Raw genomic sequence first — 25628 nt, 5'->3', positions numbered from 1 at the left:
ATGAATGAAATAGTGTGTTTGTATATGATTTATATCCCATAAATTGTATGGGACAGAATTGAAAGGACATTCACGCCGAAACGGGTCCTGAAAAAGTAAGCATTTTCAATATGAAGCATAATTCGGGCTTTTATCATATTAGTAAACCTATTAACATTAAAAGTATATCGAAATAGTGGCGTTTTCACAACAGAAATAAGCGAAATTGTTCACAATCTGTTATACCATTACATGGAATCAAATGATTGACGATAATGATAAAAAAAGATAGCATAACAATGAGTAGTGAGGTGATAGAATTGAAACCAATTATAGAATTTTGTATAAGCAATCTTGCTAGTGGTGCGCAAAAAGCGCTTGAGATATTAGAGAGAGACCCAAACCTTGATGTCATTGAGTATGGATGCCTGGGTTACTGCGGGAAATGCGCCCAATCCTTTTATGCTCTCGTCAATGGTGAAGTCGTAACAGGGGATACACCTGAAGAACTGGTGGATCATATCTATCAATTTCTTGAAGACAATCCGATGTTCTAATGTAAAGCTGGTCTTATGACTGGCTTATTTTTTTGTATTGTAAACCGGGTTAATGAAAAAAACCAGTGGACTCACCACTAGTTTTCTTTTAAATGGACTTGGTTTCTTTAGAAAGCTCACGAATTTCGTACCAGCTCTCTCTGGCCATTTCAACGATCTTCGGTTCGGTGGAGAGATGCTGATTACTGATCACTTTAGATAAATAAACGACCGATTCCTCGATTTTATCCTGTCTTCTCAATAATTCCGCGATGATATACAATAGCTTAGTTTCGGACATCAAAGAACCTGATACACCCTCTGTCAAATAGGCATCAATGTATTCATGAGTAGCAAGGTTGATGAATCGTCTCTCCTGTTCTTTTTCTTGGGTCTTTCGATAAAGCCAGGCTGTCCGGAGATATAACCCTGCTATGGTCACCTTTTTCTCCTTTTTAATAAGGGCACAGTAGGCGGCCAATTTGTATGTATTGATCCCATCTTCATATGACCTCTGTTTTCCATAATCCTGTGGCTGCCAGTGCAGGCTGATTTTCTTTTCCAGCTCAGCTTTGAGAACAGGAGGTATGTATGTTGTGAAATCATCTGTATATGAAAATCCACACTTTGGGCATACAGAAACATTATAAAGTAAAGGATTTATATCCATTGACTCATAAAGGGGGCAAAAGTCACTGTCATAACCTGCTACCTTCACAAAGCGGGATCTGATCCTTGTTGTACTGTACGAGTGTTTACACGAAAGACACTGAGTTTTTTTATCATAAAAGGGCGTCACTACCGTCATGAATACCACCTCGTAATCGGGACTATTTTCCTTATTATACCTTGATGGAAGGGTAAAGGACTAGTGTTTTCTTAAAAGGTGGTAAGTAAAAAGTCATGGTTGATGGATAATAATATAAAGTTTCCTTCCAATCATTCACCAAAGCCCCTTTGGTTGAGTAGTAAAATAGAAAGGAGTATACTAAGTAGTAAGAAATGTAAAGGTTGGGGGTGTAATGAATGAGTGAAGTAGTCATTCTGACAGAAGCCGCGGCCCTTCAGATTAAAGAAATGATGAAGGAACATGACGAGACAGATGCCATGTTACGAGTAGCGGTAAAAGGAGGAGGCTGTAGCGGCCTTTCTTACGGTATGGGATTTGAACATGAGCTCCAGGATGGGGATACAACACTGGAACAGCATGGAATCAAGCTTGTTGTAGCTAAAAATGATGCTGCCATATTGAACGGTACCAAAATAGATTACAAACAGTCCATGATGGGCGGCGGATTCACCATCGATAATCCGAACGCCATCGCTTCATGCGGATGCGGATCATCGTTCGTGACGGCGACGAATAAAGGAACGCCGGAGAATTGCTAAATGAAAAAAGTGAAAAAAGGGACGGACCTCAGAAATTGAGGTCCGTCCCTTTTATAAGCTCAGTGAATGTTTTTAAGTGCTTCTTCCACAGGTGTGTCACCACTTAGGATTTCGAATACTTTGTGGTTGGTTTCTTCGATGGTTAGAGAGTCCACAAGCACTTTCGCAACATCTGCACGGGAAATGTCACGGCTTTTATCTGTGATGTTTGCAGCCGCTTCAATCTTTCCTGTTGCATCATCGAATGAAAGAGATCCAGGGCGGACGATGGTGTAATTTAAGCCGCTCTCTTTCAAGTGGGCATCGGCAGCACCCTTGGCTTTTAAGTAGAATTGTAATTCATCCGGTCCGCTTGAAGGATTATCGGCTCCCATGGAACTGAGCATCACAAAACGCTCAATGCCCATCTTCTTCGCATAATCCACTGCCTTCTTAGCACCCTCCTGGTCGATGGCTAACGTCTTATCGTCACCCGTCGATCCACCACTGCCGGCTGCAAAAATGACGGCATTCACATTTTCAAGGGCATACGAGAAATCCTGCTCAAGGTCTGCAACAATCGGTCTTGCTCCCAAGTCTTCCATTTCCTTCGCCTGTTCTGTTTTTCGGATCATGGCTCTCACGAAATGCTGACTGCTATTTGAAAGCTCATTCACTATATGGCGGCCTGTGTTGCCGTTTGCTCCGATAACTAACACATTCATTTTACACATCATCCTTTATCTGAAATTTTTTGTCCTACTATTGGTCTACCCATTCATGATGAAAATAAACAAGGGAGTGGGCGTGAATAGGTGAAGAGCACAATGGTTGGAAGGAAGTTGTGATCACGAATCGTTACTCTTTTATAAACTAAAAAAAAGCCCAGGATACGATATCCTGAGCCTTGAATGGTATTAATCCGTAAACATGGACGTACTGTGCATCGGTTGGACTCTTGCTTTTGGATCCATATAAGCTTTGGCATTATTGACCGCTGTCGGTGCCTCGCCAAATCCACTGGCAATGAGTTTGACTTTCCCATCATAGGTACTGATATCACCAGCTCCATAAATGCCTGGAATATTCGTTTCCATTCTCGAGTTGACGACGATTGAATTCTTTTCGATTTCCAGTCCCCAATCCTTGATCGGACCAAGGGATGAAACAAAGCCAAAGTTCACGATCAGCTCATCCAGATCAATAATCTCCTTCTCGTCACCCTTTGTTTCTTCCAAAATCAGCTGATTGATTTTGTTCTCATCCACAACCAGCTCTGAAGGAACATAAGGTGTTTTCAGTTCTACGGTTGAGTTGTGCAAATTCTCGACACTATGTTCATGTGCTCTGAATTTATCTCTTCTGTGAACGAGGTAGACTTTTTCTGCAATCGGCTCAAGCATAAGGGCCCAGTCAACGGCAGAATCACCACCACCACAAATGACAACCTTCTTGCCTCTGAAGTGCTCCAGGTTATCAACAAAGTAATGAAGATTCTTACCTTCAAATTCAGATGCATGCTGGAGTTCCAGGCGTCGAGGCTGGAATGCACCGTTCCCTGCTGTGATGATGATCGTTCTGGAAAAATGAATTTCTTTATCGGTTGTAAGCTTAAACATGCCATCAGCCTGTTTTTCTACACCTTCCACAGCCTGCTCAAGACAAATCGTCGTCTCAAATTTAGCCATCTGCTCTTTTAAATTATTGACAAGATCCTGGGCTTTCACTTTAGGAAAACCGGCAACATCATATATGTATTTCTCAGGATATAGAGTGGCAAGCTGACCCCCGAGTTGTGGTAAACTTTCAATGATCTTAACTGATGCTTTTCTCATGCCGCCATAGAACGCCGTAAACAATCCTGTAGGACCGCCGCCTATGATTGTAATATCATACACTTTTTGATCTTCCTTCAACTAGATCCCTCCAACAATTAAGATGTATTACATGTTAATTTATTCTATCATAGAGCAATCGATTCTTCACAGTAATTGACATTATAATTGGGAATAATCAGTCTTTTCGGGTGGGATCCCCTACGACTTTTGAATGAGTGAATCCAATGTGTTTTTCGATGTGTCCAGCTCCAGGGCTTAGAGGCTCGAGGTCATAAGTCAAACCTGCTAAAAAGGCAAAAAAACGCATTCCCGGCAGGTTCGTCTTATGCTTGTCGCCTCTGGGCAAAGCCCTTCCGCTTTTCGATGTGTCCAGCTCCGGCGGCTAGCCCCTCGAGGTCATAAGTCAAGCACACCAAAAAGGCAAAGAACGCCTTTCCGGTGCACTCGCCTTATGCTTGTCGGGCCTGAGCAAGCCGCCTCCGCTTTTCGGAATATTCTTAAGTTTTCAATTTCCTATATATATCTTGAAAATGTATGGTAAAAAGAATATTATGTAATGTAGGCATAATGTTAAGAATTTATGACAATTCTCGCATAAGTATGTAGTAGTTCGTGAAATACGTCACATACTTTATTGTTTATCGTTTTTATTTATTTTTCATACAATACTTTCCTTTTAAATGAAGGAAAACTTCTCGTTTGATTTGTTTCAGTTTCTTTTCTATAGGGAAAAAGGTAATAGCATCAGATTGAACGGGATAAAAAGGCATGATGTGGAGGACTCTAAGAGTATCCAAAGCAAATTTATCAAAAAAGGTGGATGTGATTCAGTTGAGAAAGCCAAGAATCGTTGTATTAGGTGCAGGTTATGGTGGATTAATGACGGTAACTCGTCTTCAAAAGCAGTTAGGTACAAATGAAGCAGAAATTATTTTAGTTAATAAAAATGATTATCACTACGAAACCACTTGGTTACACGAAGCTTCTGCAGGTACACTTCATCATGATCGTGTACGTTACAACATTAAAGATGTTGTCAACACAAGCAAAGTGAATTTCTTACAAGCTACTGTTAAAGATATTAAAGTAGAAGAAAAGAAAGTCATCACAAGTGACGGTGTAGTAGAATTCGATTACCTTGTTGTTGCATTAGGTGCAGAATCTGAGACATTCGGTATCCAGGGTCTTCATGAGCATGCATTCATGATTTCGAACATCAACTCTGCCCGTCAGATCCGTGAGCATATTGAATTACAATTTGCTACTTATAAAAACGAAGAAGAGAAAAAAGACGACCGCCTTACAATCGTTGTAGGTGGAGCAGGATTCACTGGAATCGAATTCTTGGGTGAATTAGGTAACCGTGTTCCTGAACTTTGTCATGAATATGATATCGATCGCAAGAAAGTACGCATTGTGTGCGTGGAAGCTGCACCGATGATTCTTCCTGGATTCGATCCTGAGCTAGTGAAATACGCGCGTGCCAAGCTTGAGAAAAAAGGTGTGGAATTCCACATCGGAACGCCGCTTAAAGAAGCGAAGGCTGACAGTGTCTTAATCGCTAAAGGTGAAGATGAAGTAGAAGAAATCAAGGCTGGTACGATCGTATGGGCTGCAGGTGTGCGCGGTAACTCCATCATCGAAAGAGCTGGAATCGAAAACATGCGTGCCCGTGTGAAAATCAGCAAAGATCTTCGCGCTCCAGGCCATGATAACATCTTCATCATCGGTGACTGTTCACTTATGATCAATGAAGAAACTGAGCGTCCATACCCGCCAACTGCACAAATCGCGATGCAGCAAGGTGAAGTATGTGCCCGCAACATTGCTTCTTTACTGCACGGTAAGGATCATTTGGAAGAATTCACTCCAGACATTAAAGGAACAGTTTGTTCACTGGGTGAAGACGACGCAATCGGTGTCGTTTACGGTAAGAAAATCACAGGAACAAAAGCTTCGTTCATGAAGAAGGTAGTCGATAACCGTGCGCTTTACATGGTTGGTGGACCATCCCTTGTCTTCAAAAAAGGAAAGTTCAAGTTCTTTTAAGCTGTAATGAGAAAAAAATGAAAAAGCAGGGTGGATTCCGCTCTGCTTTTTGTTATGGGTAAATTCCAGGAAAACAATTCGCCTACATGAAGTGCGAATTATTTTTATAAAATTCTGTAAATTTTAAGAAAAAAAGAGATAATGAAAGAAAAACATAAATGTATTCGCTTTCTTTGAGGTACATCCCCTATAATGTCCCTTTTCTTTATCGAAGATAGATGATATATTATCAGAAAATTAAGAAATTAAAGAAAAGGGAGAGGGAATTATGAGAGCTACTGCAAGTACTAAAACGAAATACTGTCTTTATTGTTCAGGAAAAGGATACTTTCAGTTAGTATTGGGTGGTTCTGAAACGTGTCCGTGCTGCGGAGGCAGTGGGAAGCAGAAATAAGCCCTAAGAGATAGATGAAAAAGCAGACCTGATGAAGGTAGATACTTCTATTGGAAGTATGGATCCTGATTCGGGTCTGTTTTTTTGTCACCTGATATGAAACATATGTTTATTTTGTGAATAAGCTACAAATCTTCCCCGAAAATATTGACGCTTCATTACACTCGGGGTACACTAATCTTTAGTGTTTATGGAGGTGTAAACGGTAAAATGCCTATACATATAATGTTAATTTCGATGCTTCTATTTTTTGTTCTATTTTTCGGAATAGGCTTTTTGTTAAATATGTTATTGCGTATGACGTGGATAATGGCGATCATTTATCCTATTGTCGTCATTTTTATTGTGGATGATGTTCGTTTTATAGATTATTTCCGAAATGCAGGAGAGTCGTTTTCTGAGTTAGGTACGAAAATCAGTCATCTGGCTGTAGCCGATCTTGTGATCTTAGGAAGCGGGCTGGCAGGAGCGATTCTTTCAGGAGTCGTAATGAGGATCTTAAGAGCAAAAGGATATCGAATGTTTTAACCGCATCCGTTTAACCGAGGGATCCTTCCCCGAGTTGAACGGTTTTTTTATTTGGTTCTTTTCGCAAAGATTGTTGTTTTCTAGCATAGAGTCTGCCAGGGCTCTGTCAACCAGGTTTATGCTGGATGGTGAGGGGAACTGCTCCGCTTTCCACGGACGTTCGGCCGAGCCTCCTCAGCTTCGCTTCCGGGGTCTCGGCACGACCGTACTTCCGCAGGAGTCTGCGCAGTTCCCCTCACCATCTTAAACAGTATTTTCATGACAGAGCTTCAAGGTGTGCAAGAAAACAATGTAACTAAAAAAATAACCCTTCTTCCTTAAAATGAAATTCAATCTCTATTGATCTTTAATGAGATTGCTTGCTAAAATTCTTGTTATTATTGATTTCCATTAAGGATACATGCTTAGAAAGTTGATTGGAGCGGAAGGATGCTCGACTCCTGCGGGAATAGCTGGACAGGTGAGACCCCGGAGGCTTGCCGAGGAGGCTCACCGCCAGCCCCGCGGAAAGCGAGCATCCTGGAGCGGAAATCAACTATTACTTTCTCCTCTACAATAGCAACAAACTTTACGAATAGAGCCTTTTATTTAGACTCTTTTCGTAAGGTTTGTTTCTGTTGAAAAAGCGAGCACCTGGAGCGGAAAGGAACGGACCAGGTATTTGTTCACGCTATATTACTCATCTAAAACATTTTATAGCTTTTCAAAAAAAAATTTAATTTATGGAAGTATTTTGGGGGATTGAACATACTAGTTGAAGTAAGGAATGGACCAGTTCGAATAGGGGACTTTCACAAGAAACATCCATCCAATTAATTTCCAAATATTGAAACTATTCGATTTTTTTCTCAATTTATGCATATATCTCCTCCTGGTTGGGAAGTAATAAGGGTGGGAGGAGTGAATACATGAATTTGTTTAAAACATGGACGAAGAGATTCGTTATGGTCAGTTTGTTCATTCTGGCACTGGGAACTACTTTTCAATCAGTCTCCGGAGTAGAAGCCCAAACCTTTAAAACCTGGTTGATGGACAAGGGTGACCGTGATCAAACCAATTTGAATTATAAAGAGCATCAGACAAATCGTATAGGATTGTCATTTAAATTTCTTAAGAAGCTGGCAGGATTTGAAACTCAGATTTCTGCGAGTACCCCCGTTGAACCGAGGACGTTGGAAGAGTCGGTAGATTGGGATCAGTATACAAAGCATAAGGTTGTTGCCACAGGCTATACAGCCGGGATTGAATCGACCGGGAAGAATCCTGGGCATCCCTTGTATGGAATTACATATTCAGGAGTGAAGGTGAAACGTGATTTATATTCTACGATTGCAGCCGATCTTTCCGTTTATCCTATTGGTACCATTCTTTTTATCCCCCATTATGGATATGGGGTTGTAGCCGATAAAGGGAGCGCTATCAAGGGGAATAGACTGGACCTCTATTATGAGACAGTCGATGATGTGTATAATGAATGGGGTAAACAGACACTGGATGTGTATGTGATCCAGATGGGTTCAGGAGAGTTATCCGAACAGCAATTAGTAGACCTTAATGAAAATAAATCCATGCAGGTGTTTAGACAGCAGATTTTATCACCTAAAGAAGAATAATCAAGAAAAGCACGCAGTTGAACTGCGTGCTTTTTTAACGTGATTGTACCTCTTTATACAATTCTGGATGAAGCATCCCGGCAAGCTTGACGGCTCCCTTTAATAGAAGAGGGGACGGCCTGCAATAGAGGGCTTCTTCCAGGACGAATATTCGATCCTGTTGAACAGCTCTCATGTGGTTCCATCCCGGACGCTTCTTCACGATGTCTGGGTTGACCCGTTTCTGCTGAACGCCGACCCAGGCAAGACAAATATAGTCGGGATCACGCTTTTGTACATCTTCCCAATCCGTTTGAACACTCGCAAGATCCACATCTTCATATAGATTCCGTGCCCCGATCATCTCGCTCAACTCGGTTAACCAGTTGATCTTACCAGGGGTGAAAACAGGCTTTGGCCACCATTCCCAGTAGAGAGATGGAGGATGGTGAACCCCGGAACTAATCGTCTTTAATCGTGTTACGATTTGCAGAAATTCACTCTGACGGTTCATGGCATGTTCTTCGATTCCACACGCTTTTCCCACGGTTAAAAGATCGTCTGCTATATCAGAAAAGCTCTGAGGATTTAACGTAATGTGGGGGATGTTCCGTTTATCCAGATTTTCTATGTTTTTTTCCATACCGGGTACACTTAATGAGGAAAACACTAAATCAGGCTCCAAGGACTCCAGCTTATCCATATTAATGGAGAGATCCGGTCCGAGCCTGGGAAGTGATTGGACCTCTTCAGGATAATCGGAGTAATCATCGACTCCTACGAGGAGTGGAGTTAATCCGAGGTAATCGATTATTTCTGTATTACTTGGACAGATCGAAACAATTCTCATCGTGCCACTCCTATGCATAAAAGAAATAATGAAGAAGAAGGGTCAGAATAATACCGGAAAGTCCACCAAAGAACACTTCAATGGGTTTGTGTCCGAGTAATTCCTTTAACTCCTTGCGCTTTTCCTGTTCAGGCTTGTTCTGCCAGCCTTTTGCTTCTGACATGAACCTTTGGAAATCGACCATCAATCGATTCAGGACAATGGCTTGTTCTCCTGCCTGCCTTCTCACACCCGTTGCGTCAAACATCGTAATGATGGCAAACATGGCGGAAACAGCAAAGATTGGTGAATCGACGCCTACTTCCAGGGCTACTCCAGTGGATAATGCCGTTACGGCCGCTGAATGGGAACTCGGCATCCCGCCTGTTGAGGTGATTAATGACCAATTTAATTCCCTGGTCGCGATAAACTGTATGGGAACCTTAACAAACTGAGCAAAAAAGATTGAAAATAAAGATGCCCATAATGGAAAATTAGAAAATACTTCCATGCTGTGAAATGCCACCCTTTCAATTGTTTGAATACAAATAATGTTCTCATTATATCATACCCTATTTACCTCTTTAATTAACTTTGTGGATCGGTTTGTTAGAAAGTCGAAATAATGGGACATTTTCGCTATAATAGAGGGTGGAGGTGTCGGATAAATGAAATTTTCAATTAATCAAAATGAATGGACAGCAGCTGATCAGGAGTGCCTGGTTGTTGGGATTTACAGTCAGCCAACATTTGAAGGGAAGCTGAAAGAGCTTGACCACAAGTTCGAAGGCTATCTTACACAGCTGGTAAAAGACGGGGACATATCTACAAAAGCAAAGAAAGTAACCAAAGTACATACATTTGGTAAGCTCGAAACGAAGAGAGTAGTGTTCGTTGGACTTGGAAAACAAAAAGAGCTTACGTTTGATTCTTTAAAAGAATCGTTAGGGGTGGCATCAAAAGCATTAAAGGGGATGAAAGTTTCTTCTTTTTCAGTAGCACTGGATACGTTCATTTCTGAAGAAATGGTAGCAACAGATGCAGCTCATGCATTTATGGAAGCCTTTACGATGTCTACATATGAGTTCCACGGCTATAAGAAAAAATCAAATCAACGGGAAGTACACGTAGACTCGATCGAGTTCTTCACAAGCGAAGACTCTAAAGAAGTAGAGACGGCTTTACATATCGGCTCCGCCTTTGGGAACGGAGTCAATTCAGCTCGTACGCTGGTGAACACTCCTGGTAATCTATTAACTTCTACAAAATTAGCCGAATACGCCCTTGAATTAGCGAAGCGATATGACTTTGAAGTTGAAATTTTGGATAAAGAAGAGATGGAACATCTGGGCATGGGCGCACTGCTCGCAGTAAACCAGGGATCCGTTGAACCTCCCAAAATGATCGTTCTGAAGTACAACGGGAAAGATGAGTGGAAAGATGTCATCGGTTTGGTTGGCAAAGGAATCACCTTTGATACAGGCGGTTATTCTATTAAGCCGAAAGATGGAATCGTCGGAATGAAAGCCGATATGGGGGGAGCAGCAGCGGTTCTGGGTGCCATGGAAATCATCGGTGAAATCAAACCGGAACAAAACGTAGTTGCCGTCATTCCTTCAACAGACAATATGGTGAGCGGCTCTGCATTCAAGCCTGACGATGTGATAACATCGATGAGCGGTAAAACCATTGAAGTGTTAAATACAGACGCTGAGGGCCGTCTCGCACTAGCTGACGGTATGACCTATGCGAAGCATCAAGGAGCTAATTATTTAGTGGACGTTGCAACTTTAACGGGTGGAGTCATCATTGCTCTGGGTGAAGACAAAACGGGGGCACTCACGAATAATGAAGCGTTCTTCGAGCAAGTGCTGGAAGCGTCAGGGGAATCAGGCGAATACATCTGGCAGCTTCCTTATACGGAAAACGACAAGAAGCGTGTTCGTGGAAGTGATATTGCCGACTTGAACAACTCACCGGGACGAGCAGGTCATGCCATCATGGGCGGGGCCTTTGTCGGGGAGTTCGCTGAAGGTCTTCCTTGGGTACATCTTGATATCGCCGGTACGGCAACGACGAAAGGCAGCTATGAACTGGGTCCGAAAGGAGGAACAGGTGTCATGGCAAGAACGCTTGCACTATTAGTTGAGCGCTTTGTACCTTTAGAAAAATAATATGACGGAATGGAGAGTCTTTTTTCAGTGTTTAAGCACGATGACACTGAAAGAAGGCTTTTTTTGTGAGATACGTCATATTCTCTGATAAAATTTCCCACTCCTCTTTTACTCTGCTAAAGTGTTGACAAACTCTCTTTATCTTGTTAAAGTTGAAATCGTGATTTTATTACTCTACCAATTTAGCGAACTAAAGCAAAACGATAGATCGTTGCATGAAGAATTATGAGGAGGAAGGTAGTTATGAACGCAGTTGTTATAGCGGTTCTGGTCATGCTTGTACTAAGCCTGGTACGCGTGAATGTTGTATTCGCTCTGATCACTGGTGCGTTAGTCGGAGGATTGACTGGTGGGCTGGGATTAAACGAGACGATATCCGTATTTACTGAAGGAATCAGCGGCGGGGCAAGTATCGCCTTAAGTTATGCATTACTGGGTGGATTTGCGGTGGCGATTTCTTATACGGGAATCCCGAATCTACTTGTTGACTGGGTACTTAAAGTAGTTGGGAAAAAAGGCGATTCCAGAAAAACAGCGCTTTCGAAAGCACTTATTGTTTTATCTATTTTAATTATGGCTTGTTTTTCACAAAATGTGATTCCGATTCACATTGCGTTTATCCCTATTTTGATTCCACCTTTATTGAAGGTGATGACAGAGTTACGGATAGACCGACGTTTAATCGCATCTGTGATTACGTTTGGTTTAACGGCTCCGTATATTCTATTACCTGTAGGATTTGGCTTGCAGTTCCATGAAATCATCGCTCAAAACATGGGCTCAAGCGGCATGGAAATTGCGTTAGGTGATATTCCGAAAGCGATGCTTCTCCCTGTAGGAGGAATGGTGATCGGGTTACTCATCGCCGTGTTTGTGAGCTACCGTAAACCACGTGACTACAATGAAGCAGAAGAAGTGATTGCTGAAGAGAAGGTCGTTTATAATAAAAGAGCGATGATTTTCGCTCTCGTTTCCATCGTAGTCGCCCTATATGTTCAGCTTCAGCTGGAATCAATGATTTTCGGTGCATTAGCTGGTATTGCCGTTCTATACATCACAGGATCGGTTAAATGGAAAGAGGCCGACGGGTTACTGAATGAAGGAATGAAAATGATGGCCTTCATAGGCTTTGTGATGATTACGGCATCAGGCTTTGCTGAAGTGGTAAAAGCCACAGGTGATGTCGAAACATTGGTTGAAGCGACTGCTGACCTAATCGGCGGAAACCAGGCATTGGCAGCTCTCATCATGTTGATCGTAGGACTCCTGGTGACAATGGGCATCGGATCGTCATTTGCTACGATTCCAATCATTGCAGCCATCTTCGTACCACTTGCCATGGAGCTTGGATTCAGCCCACTCGCAACGATTGCGATTGTCGGGACCTCTGGGGCACTTGGTGATGCAGGTTCTCCCGCATCGGACAGTACACTTGGGCCGACAGCCGGATTGAATGCGGATGGACAGCATAATCACATTTGGGATACGTGTGTACCAACTTTCTTACACTACAACATTCCACTGATACTATTCGGCTGGATTGCAGCCATTATTCTATAACAAAAGCAAGGGACATGTGCCCTTGCTTTTTGTTCTTTCACAGACGGTTCACCACGTCGCTTCCCTACATCCACCGGACAATCACAATCAAATGGCAGCAATCCACCTGGCCAAGTTTCTCATCGAAGACTAAACGTACACCGTCAGGGTTAAATGAGACGACGGGCTGTACTTTTGTGCCGATGGTTTGAAGTAGTTTATGTACTTCAGGAAGGTTCGATTGCTGTGCAGCCCTCATAAATTTCGATGAAAAATCATCTGAAGATTTAATTCTTTGGAGCACTTTTTGGGCATCTTCCATCAAGCTCAATGTTTTACCTGCTGAAGACATAAATGTTTTGGTTTCAACAGGGGGATAGTTGCGGTTGTATGAAGGCTGTGCCCTTGTATAAATAGGAGGATAGGGGCGTTGAGTGGGCGGATAAAAAGGATGGTACCGATACATAACATAACCCCTTTCTTAGGAATGCTCTAAGGAAATGTATGAAAATGTAGAGGGAATTATTCATGAAACAAAAGGTGGATGGGGAGAGCGGCCAAGCCCTTTTAGGCAAAATAAAGGATTTTCACAGCCACTATAGAACAGATAATAGAGAAGAAAATATGATGAGGTGATTCACATGAACATGGAAAATACATTAATCAGCACGTTAGGAATTGAATTTGTCGAACTGGGAAAAGGAAAAGTGATTGCAACGATGCCAGTAAATGAAAACACGAGACAGCCATTCGGGTTCCTTCATGGAGGAGCATCAGTGGCACTTGCAGAAACGGTTGCGAGTGTTGGGGCGGTGCAATTAATTGATCTGGATAAGGAGATTTGCTTCGGTTTGGAGATCAATGCCAATCATATTAAAGCAAAGCGTGATGGCCTTGTTACTGCTACAGGAACGGTGATGCACCAAGGAAGAACCACAATGGTTTGGGAGATTAAGATCACGGATGAGGACGATCAACTGATCTGTGTTTCAAGATGTACGATGGCAGTTGTGCCAAAACGCTAAACGGAATTCTTACATATCCAAATGTTTTAAAAGTGAATAAATGGGAAATCAATAACTAACCATTTGATTAGGAGGCTATATGTAATGAGTTGGACAAAAAATGATTATCCTGATTCACTGAAAAACCTGCCTGCGGATGTTCGGAACAAAGCCATTGAGATTGCCAACGCCCTTCTCGATGAAGGGTATGAAGAGGGACGAGCGATTGCGATTGCCACCGACCGGGCCCATAAGTCTGAAGAAGGAAGTGCTTCGGATAAAACCGAATATCATGTCAGTCCACATGATGACGGCTGGCAGTTAAAGAAAGCTGACGGACAACGTGCCATCCTGGTGGAAGAGACGAAGGATAAGCTGTTATCAAAGGCGAAGGACTATGTGACGGATCATTCCGGCACGCTTGTTGTACACAAACAGGATGGAAGTGTAGAGAATCACTTGTATCAACAATAAGGAAAAAGGCTTGACCACTCGAGGAGATCCTCATGAGGTCAAGCCTTTTTGTTTCGTATAAGCTCGTTATTGACTGTTTTGGCGGTCATATTCTTTTTTATCTTTTAGGTCATCCCGAACGCTTTTATCCCAAAGCTTAACCCCGGAATTATAGGCAGCTCTTGAGATGAGGTGTCCAGCAACAGGTGCCGTCACAAAGATGAAGAAGATCGCCAGAATCAGTCTCGAATTAAAGTGTCCATGCTCCAAATAAAAGTAAAGGAATGTTGCCAAAAGAATCGACATCACGCCGAGTGTCGCACTTTTAGAAGCCGCATGATTTCTCGTATATACATCCGGGAGTCTCAGCAAACCAAAGGCAGTGACCAGGCTGAGAAACCCTCCTACTACTAAAAAGAACCCGATGAAAAATCTAATGATCTCGCTCACGTTCGATGATCTCCCCTTTCTCTAAGAACTTTGAAAAGGCAACGGTTCCCAAGAAAGCCAGAATCCCAAGAAGGAGAATAACTTCCAGAAAGGCGTAAGTATCGAGCATCATGGATACGAGGGCGATGATGGCAATCAGATTGATACCGATTGCATCCAGGGCTACCACACGGTCAGGGGTGGTTGGCCCTTTCACAACCCTGTATACAAGTCCCAGCATGGATAGGGAGACGCATAGCAGTGTGATTTGGAAAATCGTGTGTAACATTAGCGACTCACCTCCATAATGGCTTTTTCAAAGGAATTTTTAATCTCATCAATGGCTTGATCCACATCAGGGATATCGATGGCATGGACATAAAGAATCTTATTATCATACGATACATCCATCACGAGTGTCCCGGGTGTCAGGGTAATGAGATTAGCTAATAAGGTAATCTCCCAATCTGTTTTTAAATCTGTCGGTAAAGCAAAGATTCCCGGTTGGAAATCAAGCTTCGGTCTCAGGATCGTTTTTAAAACCGAGATGTTAGCAAGGATCAGTTCTTTTAAAAACAGGAAGAATAACTTGATTACGGCAGCCACGCGTAATAAATAAAACCGTGAGCCGAAAAACCTTCTGAATGCAAAAATCACAAGCAATCCTAGCAAATAGCCAATAATAAATGACTGAGAAGTAAAGGATACCGAAAGAAACATCCAGACAAAGGCCAGGAAAAAGTTTAATAAAATTTGAAATGCCATTCTACATTACTCCTTTAACACTGCGTCTATATAAAGATTCGGATTCACCAGTACTTCTGCTGCTTGTGAGAATAAAGGACGGACCGCCTCGGCACCAAAGCCGTAACATACGGCTAACACGACGAGTATTGCGGAAGTCATCCATAAGTAACGAGCGTGACCTTTTGAAATTCCGTTGTATTCTTTTGGAGTTCCCCATATACCATTCAGGAATATTTTCACAACAGAATACAGTACCACTAGACTTGATGCCAGAATGACACCGGCACCGACATACGCTTCTGCAGCAAAGCTTCCTCTTAGAATTAATAGTTTCCCTATAAATCCACTCAAAGGAGGGATCCCTGCCAAGGAGAAGGCTGCCACGAGGAACGTCCAGCCGAGCCACGGGTACTCTTTAATGAGACCTCCCATTTTCTTGAGGTCGGCTGTGCCGGTAATGGCAATCATCACTCCAACCAGGAGGAACAGGGCCGCTTTAATAATCATGTCATGAACGAGATAGTAAATAGCTCCTTCTAATGCTTCAGGGTTCATGGTCGACACCCCGAACAATATCACACCAACTGCAATGATGATGTTGTAGATGATGATCTTCTTGACATCCCAATATGCGATTGCCCCGATACAGCCAAGGACGATGGTCAGGATGGCTAACATGCTCAGGATTTCATGTGTATACCCGGTATCATGGTAGAAGAATAATGTGTACGTTCGTAATATGGAATAAATCCCTACCTTTGTAAGCAATGCCCCGAATAAAGCAAGCACCGGTGTTGGGGGTGCATAGTATGAGCCTGGTAACCAAAAGTAAAGAGGGAAGATCGCACCCTTAAGTCCGAAGACCAATAGAAACATGATAGCGATTGCTGTAAGAATTCCCGGCTGATTCAAATCAGCAATCTTTCTCGAAATATCTGCCATATTCAATGTCCCCACCACGGAATACAAGTATGCAACGGCAATGACGAATAAAGCAGAGGAGATGACATTGACGAGGATGTATTTGATTCCCTCACGCAATTGAGCCTTTGTCCCGCCCAGAACGAGCAGAACATATGAACTCATCAGCATCACTTCGAAAAAGACGAAGAGGTTAAAGATATCCCCGGTTGTAAATGCCCCGTTCACTCCCACCAACAGGAACTGAACAACAGGGTAGTAGTAGAATCGTTCTCTGTCTGCCCCTATGGACTTAAAGGAGTACAGTAACACGACCAATGTGATGATGCTGGTCGTCGTCACCAGTAGAGCAGAGAGCATATCAGAAACGAGTGTAATCCCAAAGGGAGCCACCCAGCTCCCTAAGTTAATCGTTTGTATTCCATCATTGGAGATGGTGTTGATGAGTACAAGGGATGCTGCAATGGTAGCCAGAGTCGATAGGCTTGAAACTCCTCGTTGTACCTTCACATATTTGCTGATAAACATTAAGATAATCGCCGTAAATAACGGGATTAAAATGGGTAATATTAATAAGTTAGTCATTTCCTTCGTTTCCTCTCATCTGATCCATATTATCCGTTCCAAGCTCTTGATAGGCCCGATAAGCAAGAACAAGGAAGAAAGCTGTCACTCCAAAGCTGATAACAATCGCTGTTAAAATCAATGCTTGTGGTAGCGGATCGACATAAGATTTTGCTTTTTCTCCAAGAAGAGGTGCAGCTCCTTCTTTTAGACCACTAATGGAAAGAAGTAAAAGATGCGCGCCGTGACTCAACAATGCTGTCCCGATAATGATTCGGAGCAAGCTTTTGGATAACATTAAGTAAACGGCGATCGTAATAAGAATTCCGACAACAATGGCCATTAATATTTCCATTATTCGCTCACCCCAATCGTTTGAATAATGGTCATCGTGACACCGATCACAACCAGATACACTCCCGTATCAAATAAGACGGCTGTATGCAGGGATGTCTTTCCTAACAGCGGAAGATGGAAATAATCGTACGCATGAGTCAGGAAAGGCACATCAAACAGAAGTGACCCCGCAGAAGTTGCTACTGCCAGGAGTAAACCAATCGCAGTAATGATTTTATAATCCACCGGCAGGATAGTAGCCACTGTTTTGATATCATACGCCAACAACAGTAATACAATCGCTGCCGAAGTCATCAAGCCTCCAATAAAGCCTCCACCCGGGGTATAGTGCCCGGCGAAGAAAAGTCTCAGAGAAAATAGGATAATGATGAATGCGACAACGTTCGTTACGGTTTGTAAGATGACGTCATTCGTTTTTGTTTTCATCCTTCTTTCCCCCTTGTCAGACGCAATTTAATCATGGAGAAAATACCAAGTGCGGCTATCGCCAACACACAAATTTCAAATAATGTATCAAATCCACGGAAGTCAACGAGTATAACGTTTACCATGTTCTTACCGCCCGCTTCTTCATACACATTCTCGATGTAATAGCTTGAAATCGACTTGGAAAGTTTTGTACTGTATGCAGAAATGGCAAATAAGGTAACGACCAGTCCCACACCTATCGCTATCAATGCATTTCCAAGCTTAAATCTCATTCGTTCTTCATGCCTGCTTAATGGAGGCAGGTGATAGAAGCAGAGTAAGAATAGAGCAACAGACACGGTCTCGATCACAAGCTGTGTCAGAGCAAGGTCAGGAGCACGGAATAATACGAAGAATAAAGAAACCGTATATCCGGCAGCTCCCAGCGAAATGATGGAAGTTAATCGGGATTTTGCAAACAAGATGGTAACCGAGCTGATAACAAGTAAAAGCGCTATGGCCACCTCATAGACTCCAATCGGAGCCAAATCATCCGTATTGATAGCAAATGCTCCTTTAAACCACAAACTAAACAGTAATACGGCAATCAAGAAGGAGAAGATATATACGAGATACGTACGGATAAACCCTGTCATATAGCCTTTTGTAAAGTTGTAAGCTCCGCGTTCGGTTCCGATTAATCCACCATCATAAAGTGAATTCAACGTGAAGCGTTCCGGTATCCAAGAGTATACTTTTCTCCATTTTGGAAGCAGGAGATATAACAGAATTCCAAATAGAATGACCCCGAACGTCATAAACAGCTCAGGCGTAAATCCATGCCAGAAATAAATATCAGTTTCGACAGCATGTCCTTCTTGGATCAGGCTGGGAGTAATGGAAGCCACTGCCGGAGCGATGATTCGTTCGGACAGGATATTTGGAAAGAAACCAAAAATAATCACAAGTGAAGCTAAAATGATTGGTGGGATTAACATTCCAAGTGGAGCTTCATGTGGTTTCTTTTCCAGTTTTTCCGGTTTGTGCTCACCTGTAAAGGTTTTAAACACCAGAATCATGCTGTAAATAAACGTGAACACACTACCCACCCAGGCAAGGATCGGGAAAATCATGCCCACTGTATCCAGGTTGAATATATCCATTTCAAGGACTCTTAGCATCCCGGTAAAGAACATTTCTTTACTGAGGAAGCCATTGAATGGAGGAAGTCCTGCCATGGAGAATGCTCCGATCATCGCAATGGTGAAGGTGATCGGCATGAAATTCATCAACCCGCCAAGCTTCCGGATATCCCTTGTTCCTGTTTCATGATCAATAATTCCGACCACCATGAACAAGCTTCCTTTGAAGGTGGCGTGATTGATCAAATGGAAAACGGCAGCAAGGGTCGCAACCATATAAATATTTTCATCTAATTGACTGTAGTGGAGAGCAGCTGCGCCGACTCCCAATAAAGACATGATAAGACCAAGTTGACTGACGGTTGAAAATGCGAGTATTCCTTTAAGGTCTGTTTGTTTCACCGCATTAAAGGAACCCCAGAATAGTGTAAAGATACCGAATCCACCCACAAGCCACAGCCATACACTTGATTCAGCAAATACAGGACTCATGCGGGCAACAAGGTAGATTCCCGCTTTAACCATTGTGGCAGAATGCAGGTACGCACTGACCGGTGTCGGTGCCTCCATGGCATCCGGTAACCAAATGTGGAACGGGAATTGAGCGGACTTCGTGAAAGCCCCCAACAGGACAAGAAGTAATGCCGGAAGGAAAAGTGCTTCTGTCATCAGCTGATCCGACTGCATGACTAATTCCCTGATGCTGAAGGTCCCCGCCATCAGATAGAGAAGTAAGAATCCCCCAAGCATGCTCAGTCCACCAAAGACGGTAATGAGCATGGATTTCTGGGCTCCGTATCTTGAACGCTCACGGTGATACCAGTAACCGATCAATAAGAATGAGGAAATGGAAGTGAATTCCCAGAACATATAAAGAACGATCAAGTTATCCGATAGGACAACCCCCAACATCGCTCCCATGAACATCATTAAATATACATAAAAGTTATGTAGCTGTTCTTTCTTCTTATCTAAGTAATAAATCGAGTACAGGACAACCAGTGAACCGATCCCTGTGATAAGCAGGGCGAACAGTAATCCCAGTCCGTCAACGTAGGCGATGAAGTTGATACCGAAGGACGGCATCCATTCCAAGGTTTCCTTGACGGTATCTCCATTTTTAGTAATGGAGATGAATTGAAAAAAGTAAGTGAATAAAGCGACTGGCAATAATAAAACGAACCAACCGGTATGTACATTCCGAAATGCCTTATAAAGAAATGGAATGAGTATGGCAAATAAAAAAGGCGAAACAATAGCCCAGTGTAACAAAGTCATATAAAACCCCCCTCATGTAGATTATTTATTCTAAAGCATGGTCTAATGTCTTTCCTGTTTTTAAATATGGATCTTCTTTCAAAAACCTCGACCGAAGCTGAACCTCAAAGAGCATTATAACGTAAAAAATAAATGCGTGCATTACTCAGGATTCCATACATTTCAGATTGTTCATGAAGTATTAAATATGTAGATAGACGGAAAATACCACCCTGAAATTTGTTGGTTTTTTTTCCGGCAATCCGACCGATTACAGAATAGTTTCGGTCAAATTGGAGAATCCTATCCATAAGGTGGTGAAGTTATGAAAAAGAAAACGGTAGCGGTTACGACCATATTCTTTACTTTTTTTGGCTTTGCGTGGTTAATTGAATCACAAGATCGGTTTAATAGAGGCATGATCGAAATGGAAGACCCGACCAGTATGAACATCAGGCCAGTTCAATACGGTGAAATGGAAGAAGTGGAAGAGGAAATAACGAAGGACCCCATTCGCCAAAGACAACCATTTGGATCGAGAGAATATATCCGTGTCGTACCACATTCCAATCCTCAGCAATAAATGACTGTCCTTTCTGCACTCATAGAAGGGCGGTCTTTTTATCCTTGCAGTCAAACTAGTGATAGGCAAATAGTCACTGTTCTTTCTGTTTCTATACCCTTTTCAAGATACTCGTAAACGATTATGATGAGAGTGGTCGAAGTATCGTTATGGGAGAGTTTTGAGTGAAAAATACATACTTAACAAGTTATTTGCCTCTTTTTTCAATATTATTATTTAGCCTTACATTTTCTGTGTATGGCGTGGAAGTATTCGTAGACATCTTTAAGAAGATTGGTGTCTATCCCGGAATGAGGGAATTTTTATCGGATATGCAATTAAAGCTCGCGATTTTGATCCTATTAATGGTTGCTTTTTTTATGGTATTTGCTGCTTTGAAGCTGATAGCGGAGACGATTAATGGTATTTCGATGTTGTTTTTCTCCATGGATTCAGATGGTGAATTGTATAACCGTGTTCGAACAGGCTCGATGATTTATTTTATTGGTGGTCTGGTGTCAGTTCTGAGTCTGAAATCCTTTCTCGGACTGTTGATTATCTTTGCTTTGAGCTCTGTTGTTTATTTTATTTATTTTGTATATAAAATAAGTCCGTCCCTCTCGAACATGGGGCTCTTCGGAGTCGTGGGTTTACAGGTGTTTTCATGGTCATCCTTATTTTTAACGATATTCTTTGTGTGCTTGAAATTATACAATGGCGTGATGGCCAGTTTGCCGGTCATGTCGAAGGTGAAGTTATAGACAAAGAGTCTGCAGCACGTGCTGCAGACTCTTTGTCATTCCATGATCTGCTTCCAAATCTTATGACTTGGTCGCTGCTGTTCTATCTGACTCATGTTACGGGGAATGTCATGCCCGACCCATACACCGGTAGTAAAGGTATCGGTCATTCCCATAACCCAGTAGTCATGATAGTTATTGGTGGTGCCCGTCTTAATCCCGACATAAGGCTTTGATACATAAGCTGCTCTTCCAGTTCCGGAAGTAGCGGCTTCACCCAGCATCTTTCTCATTTTAGAAGTTGTATCCGCGGACCAGACCTTCTTCTGCTTATTCTTCCATTGATAAAGGATGTTTCCTTTATTGTCCTTCACATGAATGATCGCATGGCTATCCTTGTACATCCCATCTATAAAGGACGTATATGCATCTGTCATTTCCAGGGGGCTCATCCCATAGGTGAATCCCCCTACGGACGCGGCATAGGTTTGATCCGCGCTGATTACCTTCTCAAATGAGAAAGAGGATAAGGATTTGAAGGCTTCTTCAATACCCACTTTTTCCATCAAGCGCAATGCAGGGGCGTTATACGATTGAGCAAGTGATTGTTTTAACGTGACTGTTCCGGGATTAACCTCTCCATAGTTCACAGGGCAATAGTCACCGACGCAGTACCGGTTCCCATTTACCTTTTCAGTGATGGAAGCCTTGTACTTCTCGATATACGGACCATAAACGAGAAGTGGCTTAATCACTGATCCAGGCTGCCTGAAAGCTTGAAATGCGTGATGAAAGTTATATTTCTGGTAGTTCCTGCCCCCGGTCATAGCCGAGATGGTCCTTGTCTTGTTGTCGATGGTGACAGTGGCTCCTTGTAACTCTTGCTGAAGCTGTTCATTTACAGCCTTCACACTTTTTTGTTGCAGCTCCGGGTTCAGTCCGGTTTGAATTTGAACCCCTGAGGAAATCACTTCCTGGAAACGTTCATCGAGCTTCTGTGCCACTTTCTCCTTTTCCTCTGGAGAGGAGGCATTTGCCAGTTCCACTTTGTAGCCCTCGTGAATCGAGATCAGCTCTTTTAACTCATTTTCCACATAAAAAGCATAATCAGGATATAAATCGATCTTTTGGCGAACATTTAAGCTAATCGGTACTTTTTTCATTTTTTCTGCTTCTTCTTTTGATAGCTTAGCCGTACTGACTAGAATATCCAGAAGCCGTTCCTGACGAACTTTCGTTTGATCGAAATGATCGATGGGATCATATTTCCCCGGATTATTGGGAATCGATGCAATGAATGCCATCTCTGCCTGATTGAGTTCCGTTACACTTTTCTGAAAGTAATACTGTGACGCTGTTTCAATTCCGTAAACACCATTACTGAAGTAAATGACATTCAGGTAAAGCTCTAATATTTCATCCTTGGATAATGACTTTTCAATTTCATGGGCATAAAATAACTCGGTCAATTTACGATTGTACGTTTTCTCCTGACCCAGATAAAGGTTCCTTGCAAGCTGCTGTGTAATCGTGCTCCCACCCTGTTGAATGTGGGTGAACACCAGGTTTTTCACGACAGCCCGAAGGATCGCTCCGGCATCGAATCCGACATGCTCATAAAAATGCTGATCCTCTGAAGCGACAAGAATGTCCTTCATAAAAGGGGGGATCTGTTCATCCGGAATATATAACCGGAAGGGACGATTCACTTCGGAAAATACCTTCCCGTTCTGATCCAGCAGCAAGCTGGTGCGATTGAGATTTAAGGTATCGGTACTTACCGATTGTTCTAATTCATTTTGAAAGCTTTGTACTTTGTTCCATTCATCCGTCGTAAAAAATAATGTGGTAAAAAAGATGAACATAACACTAATTACCGTTATATAACCTGCGAAAATTCTCATTTCTCACTCTACTTTTCTAGTAATCTTTCACATGGCTCGTTGTTTCAGAATGACGCATACTCCACCATAATAATCCAAATGCGCCTAAGAATAAAGCACCTGTTACATAAAAAACGGAAGAAATACCAATATCACTTTTTACAGGGATATTATTTTGCGTAGCTGAAAACTCATTTTGTGATTGAGCGTTGAGTCCACCGTATAACATTTATTCACGGGGAAAACCGGGAATTAGTCATAATTTAGAGGTTCATCATGATATAATGTAAGAATAAGAAGTGTGGGAAATTGGAGTAAGTACCAATTTTATTTTTAGTATGAATTTTTTTTATTATATATAAATTGGGGTCTTATCTAGATTTTGAGGAGGGAGTATAGTGGCGAAAGCGGAACAGCTTGTGTTCATTGATTTTGAGTTTTCTATGCCGGAACGACATAGAGTCCCCAAAGGTTTTTTTCCTGAAATTATTGAAGCCGGTGTCGTGGTGGTCGAGAGAGGGAAAGTGTCCAATTCGTTTTCATCTTATGTGAAACCGACTGCGTTTCCTAAACTGACCAATCGCTGTAAACGGTTTTTATCGATTAACCAGCAGGAAGTCGATTCGGGAATCTCATTTCAATGTTTGATTGATTATTTTTCCGGGTTGAATGCACGAGGGATCGACAAAGTAGTGACGTGGGGAAATATGGATATGAAGGTACTGCGTGATAACTGTGCACAGTCCGGCATTCCATTTCCTTTCCAAGCTCAATTCGTCGACTTGTCCATGGAATACAAACGATTCTTTGGTGATCAAAATCAAACGGGGCTATGGAAAGCAGTCCAGGAATACGGGAGGGAAGGAGTCGGAAAGCATCATAAAGCTTTAGATGATGCCCTCACTACCCACCATATCTACAACCTGGTCGAAAAAGACAAAAAATACCTCGATAAAGCGGAACCAACCACTATCGGGGAAAGAATAGACCTGTCCAAATTTTACAATCAGCTTGCCTAACAAGAAGAGGGACGGACCTTCCTGAGGTCCGTCCCTCTTCTCTGTTTAAAATGTCAGACTATACATCAGTTCGTATTCTCTTTGGATCGATTGGAGCGTTTCAAGGCTCTTTTGGGCGTGAGGGGTTGGGTTTTCTTCCAGCTCTTTCTTCAGTGTATGGTACGCAGAAAACAGTGATTCATTATAATCTGGAATGTTCCCGTCATACGGCTTCACCATCTTCTCCGGCATATTCGCCTGCTCGCGGTGCGCAAGGGCTTTTCGTTCGTGAAACAGAGGAACGTCCACTTCCTGGGGATTATGTAAATCACCTTGCCGTGGATGTTTCACGACGGAGAGAATCTTCACCACGTAGGCACCCGGACGCTCTCCCGTCACTTCCCCGATATACTTGCCCGTTTTATAAAATGCTGTGACATAATCACCAATTTGTATGTTTTTCATAAAAAAACCTCCTCTAATCCTTCAATCTTTATTATAATGAAAGCGGAATGAATGGTGAAAGAACTACTATAAAGGTAACATGTGGAGGTACATATATGAAGCGTCTGATGATCGTGATCCTGTGTTTATTAGGTTTAGTACTTGCCTCTTGTGGACAAACAGAGAAGGAAGATTCGGCTAAAGAAGGAACGGAACAAACAGAAGAAAAGAAGAATACGGCAGAAGAATCCAAAGGAGATGACACAATGACATACCCTCAGCTTACAACAGAAGTTGCTGAAAACGAAAAATTGGTAGAAATGAAAACCTCGATGGGGACGATTAAGATCAAGCTTTTCCCTGAGCAGGCACCTAAAACCGTTGAGAACTTTATCACTCATAGTGAAAACGGCTATTATGACGGACTTAAATTCCATCGCGTGATCAAAGACTTCATGATCCAGGGGGGAGACCCGAATGGAAACGGCACGGGTGGAGAAAGTATATATGGTGAGTCCTTTGAAGATGAATTTTCACCTGAATTATTCAACCTTCGTGGTGCTCTTTCCATGGCCAATGCCGGCCCGGATTCGAATGGAAGTCAATTCTTCATCGTACAAAAGGATGACATCGATCCACAATTTGAAGAGCAAATGAAGTCAGCTGGTTTCCCTGCAGAAATCACCGAAGCTTATATGAAGAATGGCGGAACCCCTTGGCTTGATCAAAAACATACGGTCTTTGGTCACGTGGTGGAAGGAATGGACATCGTCGATGAAATTGCCAATGTAGAAGTGGGTGCGAATGATCTACCAAAAGAAGATGTCGTGATTGAAACTATTAAGGTTGTAAAATAGTAGTGAGAGAGCTCTAAACCCAAATGGGGGTTAGGG

General features: G+C 42.4%; 29 protein-coding genes. 14 read left to right on the top strand and 15 right to left on the bottom strand.

What is annotated here, in order from left to right:
• Nucleotides 1–299: 299 nt before the first annotated feature.
• Nucleotides 300–536, top strand: coding sequence for a YuzB family protein (locus DET59_RS07110; protein WP_258549604.1), 237 nt, complete (start codon nt 300–302; stop codon nt 534–536).
• 88 nt (nt 537–624) lie between these two features.
• Here the strand turns inward: DET59_RS07110 and DET59_RS07105 are convergent, their stop codons facing one another.
• Nucleotides 625–1323, bottom strand: a complete 699-nt coding sequence (locus DET59_RS07105; RefSeq protein ID WP_113968974.1) for a DUF2225 domain-containing protein — start codon at nt 1321–1323, stop codon at nt 625–627.
• Nucleotides 1324–1541: 218 nt separating this feature from the next.
• On the opposite strand from DET59_RS07105, the gene DET59_RS07100 reads away from it, so the two are divergent.
• A complete protein-coding gene (locus DET59_RS07100; protein ID WP_113968972.1) occupies nt 1542–1904 on the top strand; it encodes a HesB/IscA family protein in 363 nt (120 codons plus the stop codon).
• 59 nt (nt 1905–1963) lie between these two features.
• On the opposite strand, the gene DET59_RS07095 is transcribed toward DET59_RS07100, so the two are convergent.
• The gene (locus tag DET59_RS07095) at nt 1964–2608 is read right to left on the bottom strand and encodes an SDR family oxidoreductase (protein WP_113968969.1); all 645 of its coding nucleotides are present in this window, start codon (nt 2606–2608) and stop codon (nt 1964–1966) included.
• Nucleotides 2609–2800: 192 nt separating this feature from the next.
• The gene (locus DET59_RS07090) at nt 2801–3799 is read right to left on the bottom strand and encodes an NAD(P)/FAD-dependent oxidoreductase (RefSeq protein WP_113968968.1); all 999 of its coding nucleotides are present in this window, start codon (nt 3797–3799) and stop codon (nt 2801–2803) included.
• 753 nt (nt 3800–4552) lie between these two features.
• Between DET59_RS07090 and DET59_RS07085 the strand changes: the two genes are divergently transcribed.
• From DET59_RS07085 to DET59_RS07075, 4 genes are all read left to right on the top strand, one after another.
• Nucleotides 4553–5770, top strand: a complete 1218-nt coding sequence (locus tag DET59_RS07085) for an NAD(P)/FAD-dependent oxidoreductase (protein WP_113969156.1) — start codon at nt 4553–4555, stop codon at nt 5768–5770.
• Nucleotides 5771–6038: 268 nt separating this feature from the next.
• On the top strand, nt 6039–6164 hold the full coding sequence (locus DET59_RS21590; protein WP_172655674.1) for a YuiA family protein: 126 nt from the start codon (nt 6039–6041) through the stop codon (nt 6162–6164).
• A gap of 210 nt (nt 6165–6374) precedes the next feature.
• Entirely contained in the window at nt 6375–6692 is a 318-nt protein-coding gene (locus DET59_RS07080) for a YuiB family protein (protein ID WP_258549603.1), read from the top strand.
• 908 nt (nt 6693–7600) lie between these two features.
• Complete coding sequence (locus tag DET59_RS07075; protein ID WP_113968966.1) at nt 7601–8305, top strand: 3D domain-containing protein; 705 nt, start codon at nt 7601–7603, stop codon at nt 8303–8305.
• Between the two features lie 34 nt (nt 8306–8339).
• Here DET59_RS07075 and DET59_RS07070 read toward each other — a convergent pair whose 3' ends face one another.
• Together DET59_RS07070 and DET59_RS07065 are read right to left on the bottom strand one after the other, a co-directional pair.
• Entirely contained in the window at nt 8340–9134 is a 795-nt protein-coding gene (locus tag DET59_RS07070) for a cobalamin-binding protein (protein WP_113968964.1), read from the bottom strand.
• A 10-nt stretch (nt 9135–9144) separates the two neighbouring features.
• A complete protein-coding gene (locus tag DET59_RS07065; protein ID WP_113968962.1) occupies nt 9145–9624 on the bottom strand; it encodes a divergent PAP2 family protein in 480 nt (159 codons plus the stop codon).
• A gap of 157 nt (nt 9625–9781) precedes the next feature.
• Between DET59_RS07065 and DET59_RS07060 the strand changes: the two genes are divergently transcribed.
• Nucleotides 9782–11287 (top strand): leucyl aminopeptidase, encoded by a 1506-nt coding sequence (locus DET59_RS07060; RefSeq protein ID WP_113968960.1) that lies wholly within the window; start codon nt 9782–9784, stop codon nt 11285–11287.
• A gap of 243 nt (nt 11288–11530) precedes the next feature.
• Nucleotides 11531–12847: a Na+/H+ antiporter family protein gene (locus DET59_RS07055; protein ID WP_113968958.1), complete on the top strand. Its 1317-nt coding sequence runs from the start codon at nt 11531–11533 to the stop codon at nt 12845–12847.
• 64 nt (nt 12848–12911) lie between these two features.
• Here the strand turns inward: DET59_RS07055 and DET59_RS07050 are convergent, their stop codons facing one another.
• Nucleotides 12912–13292 carry a YuzC family spore coat inner layer protein gene (locus DET59_RS07050; protein WP_113968956.1) on the bottom strand — a complete coding sequence of 127 codons (381 nt, stop codon included), beginning with the start codon at nt 13290–13292 and terminating at the stop codon, nt 12912–12914.
• A gap of 175 nt (nt 13293–13467) precedes the next feature.
• Between DET59_RS07050 and DET59_RS07045 the strand changes: the two genes are divergently transcribed.
• The gene (locus DET59_RS07045; protein ID WP_113968955.1) at nt 13468–13851 is read left to right on the top strand and encodes a PaaI family thioesterase; all 384 of its coding nucleotides are present in this window, start codon (nt 13468–13470) and stop codon (nt 13849–13851) included.
• Nucleotides 13852–13935: 84 nt separating this feature from the next.
• Nucleotides 13936–14304 (top strand): DUF2188 domain-containing protein, encoded by a 369-nt coding sequence (locus DET59_RS07040; RefSeq protein WP_113968953.1) that lies wholly within the window; start codon nt 13936–13938, stop codon nt 14302–14304.
• Nucleotides 14305–14370: 66 nt separating this feature from the next.
• Here DET59_RS07040 and mnhG read toward each other — a convergent pair whose 3' ends face one another.
• The 7 genes from mnhG to DET59_RS07005 are packed head-to-tail and all read right to left on the bottom strand — an operon-like array spanning nt 14371 to nt 20129.
• On the bottom strand, nt 14371–14733 hold the full coding sequence (gene mnhG / locus DET59_RS07035; protein ID WP_113968952.1) for a monovalent cation/H(+) antiporter subunit G: 363 nt from the start codon (nt 14731–14733) through the stop codon (nt 14371–14373).
• Nucleotides 14717–15001: a Na(+)/H(+) antiporter subunit F1 gene (locus tag DET59_RS07030; RefSeq protein WP_113968950.1), complete on the bottom strand. Its 285-nt coding sequence runs from the start codon at nt 14999–15001 to the stop codon at nt 14717–14719. Before DET59_RS07030 ends, mnhG begins: the two co-directional genes overlap by 17 nt.
• Nucleotides 15001–15477 (bottom strand): Na+/H+ antiporter subunit E, encoded by a 477-nt coding sequence (locus DET59_RS07025; protein ID WP_113968948.1) that lies wholly within the window; start codon nt 15475–15477, stop codon nt 15001–15003. The genes DET59_RS07030 and DET59_RS07025 overlap by 1 nt, the downstream gene beginning before the upstream one ends.
• Before the next feature lie 6 nt (nt 15478–15483).
• Nucleotides 15484–16965 (bottom strand): Na+/H+ antiporter subunit D, encoded by a 1482-nt coding sequence (locus tag DET59_RS07020; RefSeq protein WP_113968947.1) that lies wholly within the window; start codon nt 16963–16965, stop codon nt 15484–15486.
• Nucleotides 16958–17299 carry a Na(+)/H(+) antiporter subunit C gene (locus DET59_RS07015; RefSeq protein WP_113968945.1) on the bottom strand — a complete coding sequence of 114 codons (342 nt, stop codon included), beginning with the start codon at nt 17297–17299 and terminating at the stop codon, nt 16958–16960. The genes DET59_RS07020 and DET59_RS07015 overlap by 8 nt, the downstream gene beginning before the upstream one ends.
• Nucleotides 17299–17727: a Na(+)/H(+) antiporter subunit B gene (locus DET59_RS07010; RefSeq protein ID WP_113968943.1), complete on the bottom strand. Its 429-nt coding sequence runs from the start codon at nt 17725–17727 to the stop codon at nt 17299–17301. Before DET59_RS07010 ends, DET59_RS07015 begins: the two co-directional genes overlap by 1 nt.
• The gene (locus tag DET59_RS07005; protein ID WP_113968941.1) at nt 17724–20129 is read right to left on the bottom strand and encodes a Na+/H+ antiporter subunit A; all 2406 of its coding nucleotides are present in this window, start codon (nt 20127–20129) and stop codon (nt 17724–17726) included. Before DET59_RS07005 ends, DET59_RS07010 begins: the two co-directional genes overlap by 4 nt.
• Before the next feature lie 304 nt (nt 20130–20433).
• Between DET59_RS07005 and DET59_RS07000 the strand changes: the two genes are divergently transcribed.
• Nucleotides 20434–20691, top strand: coding sequence for a hypothetical protein (locus DET59_RS07000; protein WP_113968939.1), 258 nt, complete (start codon nt 20434–20436; stop codon nt 20689–20691).
• A gap of 164 nt (nt 20692–20855) precedes the next feature.
• A complete protein-coding gene (locus DET59_RS06995; protein WP_113968938.1) occupies nt 20856–21431 on the top strand; it encodes a DUF5366 family protein in 576 nt (191 codons plus the stop codon).
• Nucleotides 21432–21466: 35 nt separating this feature from the next.
• On the opposite strand, the gene DET59_RS06990 is transcribed toward DET59_RS06995, so the two are convergent.
• Complete coding sequence (locus DET59_RS06990) at nt 21467–23314, bottom strand: transglycosylase domain-containing protein (RefSeq protein ID WP_113968936.1); 1848 nt, start codon at nt 23312–23314, stop codon at nt 21467–21469.
• A gap of 377 nt (nt 23315–23691) precedes the next feature.
• Between DET59_RS06990 and kapD the strand changes: the two genes are divergently transcribed.
• Complete coding sequence (kapD, locus tag DET59_RS06980) at nt 23692–24312, top strand: 3'-5' exonuclease KapD (protein WP_113968932.1); 621 nt, start codon at nt 23692–23694, stop codon at nt 24310–24312.
• Between the two features lie 45 nt (nt 24313–24357).
• On the opposite strand, the gene kapB is transcribed toward kapD, so the two are convergent.
• Entirely contained in the window at nt 24358–24756 is a 399-nt protein-coding gene (gene kapB, locus DET59_RS06975; protein ID WP_113968931.1) for a kinase-associated lipoprotein KapB, read from the bottom strand.
• A gap of 95 nt (nt 24757–24851) precedes the next feature.
• Between kapB and DET59_RS06970 the strand changes: the two genes are divergently transcribed.
• Nucleotides 24852–25592 (top strand): peptidylprolyl isomerase, encoded by a 741-nt coding sequence (locus tag DET59_RS06970; RefSeq protein WP_113968929.1) that lies wholly within the window; start codon nt 24852–24854, stop codon nt 25590–25592.
• The last annotated feature ends 36 nt before the right edge of the window (nt 25593–25628 follow it).

It is taken from the genome of Rossellomorea aquimaris, from assembly GCF_003315075.1.
GTDB lineage: Bacteria > Bacillota > Bacilli > Bacillales > Bacillaceae_B > Rossellomorea > Rossellomorea aquimaris_C.
The sequence above is the reverse complement of the archived record's forward strand: the minus strand, read 5'-3'. Positions and strand labels throughout refer to the sequence as shown.

Bases quoted from the DNA above. Each gene is read 5' to 3' on its own strand.
- DET59_RS07105 (WP_113968974.1), bottom strand. From the start codon at position 1,323: ATGACGGTAGTGACGCCCTTTTATGATAAAAAAACTCAGTGTCTTTCG.
- DET59_RS07100 (WP_113968972.1), top strand. From the start codon at position 1,542: ATGAGTGAAGTAGTCATTCTGACAGAAGCCGCGGCCCTTCAGATTAAA.
- DET59_RS07095 (WP_113968969.1), bottom strand. From the start codon at position 2,608: ATGAATGTGTTAGTTATCGGAGCAAACGGCAACACAGGCCGCCATATA.
- DET59_RS21590 (WP_172655674.1), top strand. From the start codon at position 6,039: ATGAGAGCTACTGCAAGTACTAAAACGAAATACTGTCTTTATTGTTCA.
- DET59_RS07080 (WP_258549603.1), top strand. From the start codon at position 6,375: ATGCCTATACATATAATGTTAATTTCGATGCTTCTATTTTTTGTTCTA.
- DET59_RS07075 (WP_113968966.1), top strand. From the start codon at position 7,601: ATGAATTTGTTTAAAACATGGACGAAGAGATTCGTTATGGTCAGTTTG.
- DET59_RS07070 (WP_113968964.1), bottom strand. From the start codon at position 9,134: ATGAGAATTGTTTCGATCTGTCCAAGTAATACAGAAATAATCGATTAC.
- DET59_RS07065 (WP_113968962.1), bottom strand. From the start codon at position 9,624: ATGGAAGTATTTTCTAATTTTCCATTATGGGCATCTTTATTTTCAATC.
- DET59_RS07060 (WP_113968960.1), top strand. From the start codon at position 9,782: ATGAAATTTTCAATTAATCAAAATGAATGGACAGCAGCTGATCAGGAG.
- DET59_RS07055 (WP_113968958.1), top strand. From the start codon at position 11,531: ATGAACGCAGTTGTTATAGCGGTTCTGGTCATGCTTGTACTAAGCCTG.
- DET59_RS07050 (WP_113968956.1), bottom strand. From the start codon at position 13,292: ATGTATCGGTACCATCCTTTTTATCCGCCCACTCAACGCCCCTATCCT.
- DET59_RS07045 (WP_113968955.1), top strand. From the start codon at position 13,468: ATGAACATGGAAAATACATTAATCAGCACGTTAGGAATTGAATTTGTC.
- DET59_RS07040 (WP_113968953.1), top strand. From the start codon at position 13,936: ATGAGTTGGACAAAAAATGATTATCCTGATTCACTGAAAAACCTGCCT.
- DET59_RS07030 (WP_113968950.1), bottom strand. From the start codon at position 15,001: ATGTTACACACGATTTTCCAAATCACACTGCTATGCGTCTCCCTATCC.
- DET59_RS07025 (WP_113968948.1), bottom strand. From the start codon at position 15,477: ATGGCATTTCAAATTTTATTAAACTTTTTCCTGGCCTTTGTCTGGATG.
- DET59_RS07020 (WP_113968947.1), bottom strand. From the start codon at position 16,965: ATGACTAACTTATTAATATTACCCATTTTAATCCCGTTATTTACGGCG.
- DET59_RS07015 (WP_113968945.1), bottom strand. From the start codon at position 17,299: ATGGAAATATTAATGGCCATTGTTGTCGGAATTCTTATTACGATCGCC.
- DET59_RS07010 (WP_113968943.1), bottom strand. From the start codon at position 17,727: ATGAAAACAAAAACGAATGACGTCATCTTACAAACCGTAACGAACGTT.
- DET59_RS07005 (WP_113968941.1), bottom strand. From the start codon at position 20,129: ATGACTTTGTTACACTGGGCTATTGTTTCGCCTTTTTTATTTGCCATA.
- DET59_RS07000 (WP_113968939.1), top strand. From the start codon at position 20,434: ATGAAAAAGAAAACGGTAGCGGTTACGACCATATTCTTTACTTTTTTT.
- DET59_RS06990 (WP_113968936.1), bottom strand. From the start codon at position 23,314: ATGAGAATTTTCGCAGGTTATATAACGGTAATTAGTGTTATGTTCATC.
- kapB (WP_113968931.1), bottom strand. From the start codon at position 24,756: ATGAAAAACATACAAATTGGTGATTATGTCACAGCATTTTATAAAACG.
- DET59_RS06970 (WP_113968929.1), top strand. From the start codon at position 24,852: ATGAAGCGTCTGATGATCGTGATCCTGTGTTTATTAGGTTTAGTACTT.